Raw genomic sequence first — 10,401 nt, forward strand, 5'->3', positions numbered from 1 at the left:
ATATCATGGATTTACAAGACCAATTAAAGAATTTGTTTCCAGAACATATTATTGAAGAAACATCAAGTGATTCAAAAAATAATAATTTATGGATGCAAGAAGAACCAATCATTTGCAAATATGAAAAGAGAAAGGGCAAGCCAATTACTATTTTGGAAGGTTACACTGGTTCAAATGATGATTTTAAACTTTTAGCTAAAGAAATTAAACAAAAATTGAGCGTTGGCGGAAGCTTTAAAGATGATAAAATTATTATTCAAGGAGATTATCGCGATAAGATTATGCAAATGCTAAAAAACATGGGGTTTAATGTAAAACGTGTTGGAGGTTAACCCGTGAAAAATTATCCACTACATATTACTAATGGAGATAGTTTAACCAATATTCTAAAAGATTTAGATTATAATGGCGACATCTTAACATGGGAAGAAATGCTCTGTGAAGGATGTACTATTTCAAATATAAATTCGGAAGAATTCCTAAGAATTAGAGCTAATTTTTTTAACTATTATTATGATATTGATTTAAATATTGAAGAAATAAAAGAGGAATTTGATGTTTTAAATCATACTGAAAAATACTCTGAAATTATTCTTTGGTTTGAATATGATTTATTTTGCCACATGAACATGATTGGGGTTATAAATTTATTACAACAAAAGAAAATTAATCTGCCATTATATTTAGTCTGTAGTGGAAGAATAGAAGGAGAAAAAAATTTAAAAGGCTTATCTGAATTGTCTCAAGGACAACTAAGTGCTCATTACAAAAGTAAAGTTAAGCTTACAGAGGAAGACATTGAGTTAATCACATCAATTTGGGATATTTACTGTGGAAAAGATCATAATCTTTTAAAACCTTATATTGTAAAAAGTTCAAGTTTTAAATATTTAAATAATTGCTTAAAAGCCCATTTAGAGCGCTTTCCAGATTCTGTAACTGGTTTGAACGTATTAGAAAGAAACCTATTGGAAATCGTAAGGGATAATGATATAAAATCCAAGAATCATCTTTTGGGATATGCCTTAAATTATCAAGGCTATTACGGTTATGGCGACCTACAGTTTGCTAGAATTATAAATACGTTAAGCTTGTTTTTTTCTGAAAGCAGTGATGGTATAAAACTAAACAGAAAAGGTCATGAAGCGTTGCTAGGTCAACATAATTTTGCGCTCGAAATCAATAATGCCATCACTTATGGTGGTGTAAACAAGCTGGATTTTCAATTTAGCAAACAACAAAACAAACTCGTAAAAACAATTCAAAATGCCTATTAAAGAATCTGAACTTATTTTAAATCCAAATGGTAGTGTTTATCATTTGAATTTAAAACCTGAAAATATTGCTGAAAACATCATTTTTGTTGGTGACCAAGACCGAGTGGAAAAAATAACAAAGCATTTCGATTCAGTTGAATTTGGAATCCAAAAAAGAGAATTTAAAACTCAAACAGGAATTTATAAAGGCAAACGAATTTCTGTGATTTCAACAGGAATTGGTCCCGATAATATCGATATTGTTTTAAATGAGTTAGATGCTTTGGTTAATATTGATTTAGAAACAAGACAACCAAAAGAAAAATTGACGAGCTTGAATATTGTTAGAGTTGGAACGTCGGGTTCTTTACAAAATGATATTCCTGTTGATGCATTTGTTATGGCAACACATGGTTTGGATTTGAATGCTATGTTGCATGCTTACCAAATAAATCCTGTTACCAATCCAGATATTGAAAAAGCCTTTATTGCTCATACAAATTGGAACTCAGACAAAGGAAGACCTTTAATAATTGCCAACGATTTAAGTTTAGAGAAAAAATTTGAGGGCGATTTAGTTTTTAAAGGCATAACTGCAACTGCTGGAGGTTTTTATGGGCCACAAGGACGTGTGTTACGTTTACCGTTGCAAGACCCAGAATTGAATCATAAAATAGATTCTTTTAATCATAACGGTTTCCGTATAACAAATCTTGAAATGGAAACTTCAGTTATTTATGGACTTTCAAAATTATTAGGCCATAAAGCACTATCGCTTAATGCTATAATAGCTAATAGAGCTAACGGTACTTTCAGTAAAAATTCTGGTCTTGCTATAGAAAAACTTATTAAATACACATTAGAAAGGATATAGAAAAAAGATATTTTTAATGAAGAAAGTAAATATTGGTGGTGTACCAGAACATTTTAATCTTGCTTGGTATTTAACACTAAAAAATGGAGAGTTTAAGGACGAAGGAATTAATTTACGCTGGAAAGATTATCCTGGAGGAACTGGCGACATGTGTAAAGCTCTTCGCAACAAAGAAATTGATCTAGCTGTTATTCTTACTGAAGGAATTATTAAAGATATTGTCGATGGAAATGAAAGTAAAATAGTTCAAACATTTGTAAAATCACCATTAATTTGGGGCATCCATGTAGCTCACAATTCACCTTACAAAACCATCGAAGATATAAAAGGAAAAAAAGCAGCTATTAGCAGATATGGTTCTGGCTCTCACTTAATGGCATACATAAATGCACAAAACAATTATTGGGATTTGAAAAATGACCTTCAATTTGAAGTTATAAAAGATTTAGATGGTGCAGTTGAAGGTTTAACTAATGGAAGTGCTGATTATTTTATGTGGGAAAAATTTATGACCAAACCTTTAGTAGATAATGGCGTTTTTAGAAGAATTGGCAACTGCCCTACTCCTTGGCCATGTTTTGTTATTGCTGTAAGAGATGAATTTATAGAATCTAATAAAGAAGAACTTAAAACCATATTGAAAGTTATAAATAATACAACTTCAGAATTTAAAGACATACCAAGCGTCGATAAAACAATTGCAAATCGCTATGGTCAAAAAATAGAGGATGTAAAAGAATGGCTTTCTCTTACTGAGTGGTCACAAAAAGTTATTGATAAAAACACAATAGCAAATATTCAAACGCAACTATTTGACTTGAAAATTATTCCTCAAATTGTTGATTATGAGGCATTGGTTTGTGATTTATAATATTTTTCACCTTTAAGCCATAAAATTTAACTTTAAACAAGAAAAAAATCATTTGACTTTTTTTTTTAATAACTTTAGTTAAAACCTTATTAACTAGTTATTATGAAAAAAATTACATTTATTATACTTGTTATACTAAGCATTAATTTATATGCTCAACCAGTAAATGATTTACCGTGTAACGCTACAGAATTGACTGTGGATTTGGATGGAATTTGTACAAATGATACTTTTATTTTTGATGGTTCAGAAACAGATTCAAATATAGGAACTCCAAGTTGTGCAGCTATTAATGTATATGATTTATGGTATAAATTTGTTATGCCAAATGATGGTTCTGTTAGAATTAAAGCCTCTTCAAACAATATTATTGATGACTTAGCTTTAGAAGTTTTTTCTGGAGCAGATTGTAATAATTTAGTTTCTATTGGTTGTGATGATGATGGAAATCCAGATCCTTATCCCGATGAATTGTTTCCCCAAATTGATGTAGTTGAAACTGCTGGAAGCACAATATATTTTAGAGTTTGGGATAAAGATGGCTTTGGCGAAGGCTCTTTTGATATTTGTCTTTATAAAATTGCTACTCCTGTAATAGCAAACAACGATGAATGTAGTTCTGCTGAAACTTTAAATTTAACCAACGATTGCTTATCTCCAATATTATCTACTAATTTTCAAGCGACTCCATCTTCTGAAGCAAATCCTTCTTGTGCAACAAATGAAGGTGGTGATGTTTGGTACATAATTAATGTAGCAAATGATAAATTTTATGATATAAGCATTGAAACATCTGAAGATTCAGGATCTAGTGTATCTGATACTGCAATAGCTGTATACAGTGGTTCTTGTGGAGCTTTAACCGAAATTGGATGTGATGATGATGGTGGAAATAATCTATTTTCTAAAATTGATTTGACTGGAATGAAAGGTGAAGCATTATATGTTCGTATCTATCCAGTACAAGCTGGACAAACAGGAACTTTTTTCATTTGCGCGTCTGCTACTGAAACATTGGGAATTGAAAATAATAATGAACCTGAATTTGCGATGTATCCAAATCCAGCAAAAGATATTGTTAATTTAAAATTTAAACAAACTTATAGTAATTTAATAAGTATTGACACATACAACATTCAAGGAAAGTTAGTTTTATCTTCAAAATTGCAATTGCAAAATAAGAGCTCCAAATTGGATGTTTCTAAATTAACAAGCGGTTTATATTTTCTTAAAATTTTTGATGGAGAAAGAAATATGACAAAAAAACTTATTATTAATTAGAAAAAACAAATATTGTTTCAAAAAAAGGCATCAGTCGATGCCTTTTTATATATAATTAAAGTTTTATTAAACTTTTTATTATCGCACTATGATTACTACTTTCAATTTTAATAAAGTACATTCCTTGTTGTAATTTTTCTAAGTTTAAAACTTTAATTTCTCCATTTGAGTTTTTCAGATTATTCTTTAAAATCACTCTACCATTTAAATCCAAAAAACTGATTTTAAAATATTGATTATTTAATATTGAAGGCGCCCTAATCAACAATTCGCTATTAAAAGGATTTGGATAAACAAAGACATTATCAATTGTTAGATCATCAATACTTAAACTATCACATCCATCAGGTATCCCATTGTCATTTGAATCTATAGTATCATCATATCCTGCACAAAGATCACATCCATCAGGAACCCCATCAAAATCTGAATCAACAGAATCATCAAACCCAGCACAGATATCATAACAATCTGCTACCCCATCGTTATCACTATCAAAACCTTTATCTATTAGACCATCACAATTATTATCTTTACCATCACATATTTCTATTGCATTAGTATTTATATTAGGGTCAGCATCATCGCAGTCCATGTTGTTCTCCGAATACCCACTTGGCGACGTGGACTCACAGAGCAAGACCTCAGTACTCGAACCAAAACCATCATTATCTGCATCTACATAATAGATAATTGGTGAATGTATATCTGCATTGGTGTCGTCACAATCGGTTTTGTTGTCTGAATAACCCACTGGTGCTGAAGTCTCACATAGGTTAGCTGTAGTAGTCGAACCAAAACCGTCTCCATCGGCATCTACATAATAGGTAATCGGTGCATGTATTGCTGCATTGGTATCGTCACAATCCGTATTGTTATCTGAATAACCTAATGGTGCTGAGTTCACACAGAAATCTGCTGTAGTAGTCGAACCAAAGCCATCTTCATCGGCATCTACATAATAGGTAATAGGAGAATGTATAGCTGCATTGGTATCGTCACAGTCCGTATTGTTATCTGAATAACCTATTGGTGCTGAGGTTTCACATAGGTCTATTGTAGTAGTTGAGCCGTAGCCATCATTATCAGCATCAACATAATAGGTAATCGGTGCATGTATTGCTGCATTGGTATCGTCACAATCGGTATTGTCGCTTACATAACCTATTGGTTTAGAACAGGCTTGTTTGGTTAAACCTGGGTTACCATAACCATCGGAGTCTGAATCTGCATAGTATGTATTCGTTACTCCTTCATCTATTTGTCCGTCACAATTATTGTCTTTACCATCACATATTTCTATGGCATTTGTATTTATAGTAGGGTCTGTATCATCACAATCCCCTTCATTTTCAGTTTGACCATCACCATCATCGTCAGTGTCTGCTGAACTATCCAATGTAGCAGGGTTACAATCATCATCTTTACCATTATCTAATATTTCAATAGCCTCAGGATTAACATTGGGGTCTGAATCGTTACAATCCATGCTGTTCTCCGAATATCCACTTGGTGCTGAGGATTCACATAGCAAGGCTTCAATATTAGAGCCATAACCATCATTATCAGCATCTACATAATAGATGATTGGTGAATGTATTGTTGGATTGTCATCGTCACAATCGGTATTGTTATCTGAATAACCCACTGGTGCTGAAGTCTCGCATAAGTCTACTGTAATTGTTGAACCAAAGCCGTCTCCATCCGAATCGACATAATAGGTAATTGGCGAATGTATTGCTGCATTGGTATCATCACAGTCCGTATTGTTATCTGAATAGCCAGTAGGAGCTGAAGTCTCGCATAGATCTGCTGTAGTTGTCGAGCCATAACCATCATAATCTGCATCAACATAATAGATGATTGGTGCATGTATTGCTGGATTGTCATCGTCACAATCGGTATTATTGTTTGAATAGCCCACTGGCGCAGAAGTCTCGCATAGGTCTGCTGTAGTAGTAGAACCAAAACTATCTCCATCGGAATCTATATAATAAGTGATTGTTGTATGGATTGCTGCATTCGTATCGTCACAATCAGTACTGTTGCTAACATAACCATCTGGTTGCAAACTAGCCAAAGTAGTATTTGAAATGTCTCCATAAGTATCAGCATCCGAATCTAAATACCAGGTTTTAAGATCATATCCATCGCAATCTTCGTCTATGGTGTTATCTGGGATTTCAGTAGCTCCTGGGTAAATAGTATCATTTGCATCATCACAGTCAACATCAACACTATAGCCATCATTATCATTATCTGTTGTGGGTGTTTCAGACCACAGCTTTATAGTGAAATTTGGGTTTGTGGCCTTAAACCCCTGTGAATATACTCTGAAATAGTAGGTCTGACCAATTACTAAACTATTGTAATTGATTTGTTCACCTCTTGGATCAAGCCCTCCATTATTATCGCTACATGTCAAAAAGGTCAATGTATTGCAATCACCAGAAAACAAAGTAAGCCGTCCATCAAAAATAGGATCCAAGGTAATATTCACGTCTGTGGTTTGCGCCAAAAATGAATACCAAACATCATCGCGGGCATTTGCTGTTTCTCCATTGCATGTTTCAGCTAAAGTATTCGTGCCAGCTCCTCCTAAAACCGTTCCTGGAATTTCAGTTGCAGAACCAGCATCAGATATGCCAGTTTCTTGAATAAGAGATATGGCGCCATCACAAAAGTCGTTAGCTGGAGGATCGCTTGACAGAGTTGTAATTGACGGTGTCTGATACCAAATACTATAATCTCCTGAACCGCAATTGGACCGTATAGCGACTTTATAAGCAGTACTTAATGTTAGTGTTTCTCCTGAGCTAGCATATGTTACACCTCCAGTAGAACCTTTTACAACTTCATTATCTGTGCCAGGAATAAATCCGGCAATTCCTATCTCCCAATCATAATTTATTGGTGCAGACCCTGTACTAGGCGTTTCCCAATAAAAATCAATCCTTTTATTTGATAAATAATTAACCTTAGGGTTTTCAGGAGCATAACATGTAGGTAAATTTGTGACATTTAATAAAGTAACTGTATGGTTGCCATTATCTGTACTATCACAACTAGAATCTAAATGTATATGTATTTGAATTGTATTTGTATCAATCTGTCCAGGTTGAAATTGATAATTTAATGGAGATTCACCTTGGGCTAAAATTGTGTTTCCAGTATAATCTCTAATAGTTATATAATCACTTACTCCAGTTTGGCTTGAAGTGAAAGTATACAAATTTTCTAAAACATTTTCTACAATTATATATTGACCAGGAGCAATATTAGATGTAACAGTTTCATTGTATCCAGAATTAGTGGCATAAAATGTACCCAATTCTAAATTACTTTTACAGTTTTGAGAATATGAAATACTAGCAAAGAATAAAATGAGTAATGTTAAAATATTTTTTTTCATAATATTACTTTTAAGTTGATAAAAATTTAAGAAGAATGAGTATTATAAAATGGGTAACTTTTTTGTCATTAATATTTTATACATATTCATTTAAATTTATTCATTAATTTTTTGAACCTATAAGATATTAGACAAATCATTAAAAAAATCGTTAACAGGACTACTTTTCAAATGACTACAATATTTAATAAGCTTTATTTGATTATTGATAAGTTATCAATATATAATTGTCTATTATTCAATTAGATAATTATTTTTGCCAAATTTTAAAAATTAAATACCGCATTTGTATTCATAATATTACAAATAGTGTATTTCATTGTATATTTTATCGATAAATTACATATATATCTGTTAAATTGTAATTTTATTTGTATGTTTATCAATGAATTAACCTAATTAGTTATGAAAAAAACATTACTTTTATTTACAGTATTATGTGCTGCTTATAATTTAAGCGCACAATCATGTGACGAGACTTTACCAATTTCGATAGACTTTAGTGATCCAAATATTATACCGGTTTGTTGGAATGTTATTGATGCAGATGTTGACGGTCATAATTGGTCTATTTCCGACCTTGGTGGTGGAAACAATGGTCTTCAGTCCGCTTCATATTTACAGTCAGAAGGTCGCCCTTTAACACCAGATAACTGGGTTATTACTAATGCAATAGACTTAACAGCTTACAACTCATCAAGTAGCATAACATTAACTTGGAGAGTAATAACACCTGATTGGTCTTTTGATAAAGAAAATTATGCAGTTTATGCAGCAAATGGAAATCAAATTTCTGATTTTATTTCAAGCCCCATAGTGTTCCAAGAAAATTTAGATAACAGTGATGCTAGTGGTGTATGGGCAAACAGAAGCTTTAATATTTCTTCTTTGGCGGGACAAATGGTATATATTGCATTTAGACACTTTAATGTTACGGATCAGAATGTTATTGATATCGATGATGTATCACTTACTAGCTCTACTTTGGGTATTGAAGATTTTAACAAAGAAAATTTTAGATATTATTACAGTTCAGATAGTGAAACTTTAACCTTAAAATCTGTAAATAAAACCTTGAGTTCAATTTCAATATATAATATACTTGGTCAAGGTGTTATTTATAAAAAATTGTATAATTCTGTAGAAAACATTAATTTATCATCTTTAGTAAAAGGAGTATACATTGCACAAATTGAAATAGATAATACTATAAAGGCAATTAAGTTTTTGAAAAGTTGATCTTTAAATTAATTAAATAAAATAAAAGAGCGACCATTGGCCGCTCTTTTTTATTTTAATAAAGTTAATTTTTTACTCTCTAGAAAGATTACTTGTAGATATTATTTTCTTAACAAGCATACCTCTTGAAGTCATTAATCTCACAAAGTACATTTGATTATCAGTTCTTGACAAGTCAAGAGTTGTTTTATCAACTGTTCCTTTTATGTAATTATTATTTACAGCTTGTTTAACTAATGAACCTTTGGCATCATAAACATCGATATTAACATAAGTTTCATAATCAAATTTATAGCTAATATTAATTTCATTTTCAAAAGGAACTGGGTAAGCTGTAAAAGTTACATCTTTACTATTAGCTACTTTACCCCATCCACCTGTATCAACATCACAGTCGGTTTCAATTGGTGAAGTTGGATAATCAAATACTCCACCTTCGTATGGTGAACCTGGTAAGTAACATCCTTCAGGAATATCCTTTTCGCATACTACAGCATGAGCAATAAAGTAGAAATCTCCAGAAGCTGATACAGGTGGTGTGCTAAAGTCTGTCTGAACATATCCTAAATTGCCAGCATTAAAACTATACTGACCAGGCGCTACTGTGTATACTCCTTTTTTAGTTTTTGGATACGGATCGCAACCTATGTATACATGAGCTTCAGATAACACATATCCAGAAGCCATATTATAGGAAACAGTTACAGTTCCGTCATTTTCATAATTCAGTGTTACTGTTCCAGCATAAGCACCTTTACCTAAAATACATTGTGCAGCCCCAGCATATAATGAAAATACATGTTCACCGAATCCTGAGATTTTATTTGTCCATCCCCAACGACTAAATCCATCATTACGGAAGCAACTGCTTATACTTTCATCTACAGTATCATATCCTCCAACTGATTGCGTTGCAACACCAAAGGCTGTTTCACAATTTGGAGTACAGTTATACAGATTTGGTGATACCTCGCAAGTAGATTCACAACCATTTCCATCTGTAATAGTAACATAAATTATATCACCAGCTACAGTATTGTTAGCCATTGTACTTTGTGCTTCGTCATTATCAAATGTTACACTTGGATTATTACTTGTCCATTTCCAAGACACCGCGTTTCCTCCATTTTCAGCTACCGTAATTGGGGAACCGGCACATTGTAGCTCAGTTATAGCATTACATGATGGGATAGGGAACTCATCAACTATGAACTCCAATTGATATGGACAACCATTGGCATCTGTTACATCTACAGTATGTACACCAACAGCATATGGTCCATAGTCATTTGAACCTTGACCATCAGGATCATAACTGAATGTCCAAGAATCTCCTGAACACACGGTATGTGACGCTGTGTACTTAGGTGTTACTGGATGCTCATCAACTGTGAACTCCAATTGATATGGACAACCATTGGCATCTGTTACATCTACAGTATGTACACCAACAGCATATGGTCCATAG

Annotated in this window: 8 protein-coding genes; 6 read left to right on the plus strand and 2 right to left on the minus strand. The window is 32.6% G+C overall.

Features of this window, described 5'->3' with window-relative positions:
* Positions 1–5 precede the first annotated feature (5 nt).
* The 5 genes from V8G69_RS10545 to V8G69_RS10565 all read left to right on the plus strand — a co-directional run bounded on the left by V8G69_RS10545 (position 6) and on the right by V8G69_RS10565 (position 4,282).
* Positions 6–332: a translation initiation factor gene (locus V8G69_RS10545; protein ID WP_394881878.1), complete on the plus strand. Its 327-nt coding sequence runs from the start codon at positions 6–8 to the stop codon at positions 330–332.
* Positions 333–335: 3 nt separating this feature from the next.
* Complete coding sequence (locus tag V8G69_RS10550; RefSeq protein ID WP_394881879.1) at positions 336–1,277, plus strand: DUF1835 domain-containing protein; 942 nt, start codon at positions 336–338, stop codon at positions 1,275–1,277.
* Positions 1,267–2,130 carry a nucleoside phosphorylase gene (locus tag V8G69_RS10555; protein WP_394881880.1) on the plus strand — a complete coding sequence of 288 codons (864 nt, stop codon included), beginning with the start codon at positions 1,267–1,269 and terminating at the stop codon, positions 2,128–2,130. The genes V8G69_RS10550 and V8G69_RS10555 overlap by 11 nt, the downstream gene beginning before the upstream one ends.
* Before the next feature lie 16 nt (positions 2,131–2,146).
* The gene (locus V8G69_RS10560; protein WP_394881881.1) at positions 2,147–3,001 is read left to right on the plus strand and encodes a substrate-binding domain-containing protein; all 855 of its coding nucleotides are present in this window, start codon (positions 2,147–2,149) and stop codon (positions 2,999–3,001) included.
* A 102-nt stretch (positions 3,002–3,103) separates the two neighbouring features.
* On the plus strand, positions 3,104–4,282 hold the full coding sequence (locus V8G69_RS10565) for a T9SS type A sorting domain-containing protein (protein ID WP_394881882.1): 1,179 nt from the start codon (positions 3,104–3,106) through the stop codon (positions 4,280–4,282).
* Positions 4,283–4,337: 55 nt separating this feature from the next.
* On the opposite strand, the gene V8G69_RS10570 is transcribed toward V8G69_RS10565, so the two are convergent.
* Positions 4,338–7,694 (minus strand): MopE-related protein, encoded by a 3,357-nt coding sequence (locus V8G69_RS10570; protein ID WP_394881883.1) that lies wholly within the window; start codon positions 7,692–7,694, stop codon positions 4,338–4,340.
* A gap of 405 nt (positions 7,695–8,099) precedes the next feature.
* Here V8G69_RS10570 and V8G69_RS10575 point away from each other — a divergent pair, with 405 nt between their 5' ends.
* Positions 8,100–8,933: a choice-of-anchor J domain-containing protein gene (locus V8G69_RS10575; RefSeq protein ID WP_394881884.1), complete on the plus strand. Its 834-nt coding sequence runs from the start codon at positions 8,100–8,102 to the stop codon at positions 8,931–8,933.
* Positions 8,934–9,005: 72 nt separating this feature from the next.
* Here V8G69_RS10575 and V8G69_RS10580 read toward each other — a convergent pair.
* Positions 9,006–10,401, minus strand: a 1,396-nt coding sequence (locus V8G69_RS10580; protein WP_394881885.1) for a T9SS type A sorting domain-containing protein, incomplete at its 5' end; no start/stop codon positions are given.

The sequence above is a fragment of the Gaetbulibacter sp. M235 genome, from assembly GCF_043876835.1.
Taxonomy (GTDB): domain Bacteria; phylum Bacteroidota; class Bacteroidia; order Flavobacteriales; family Flavobacteriaceae; genus Yeosuana.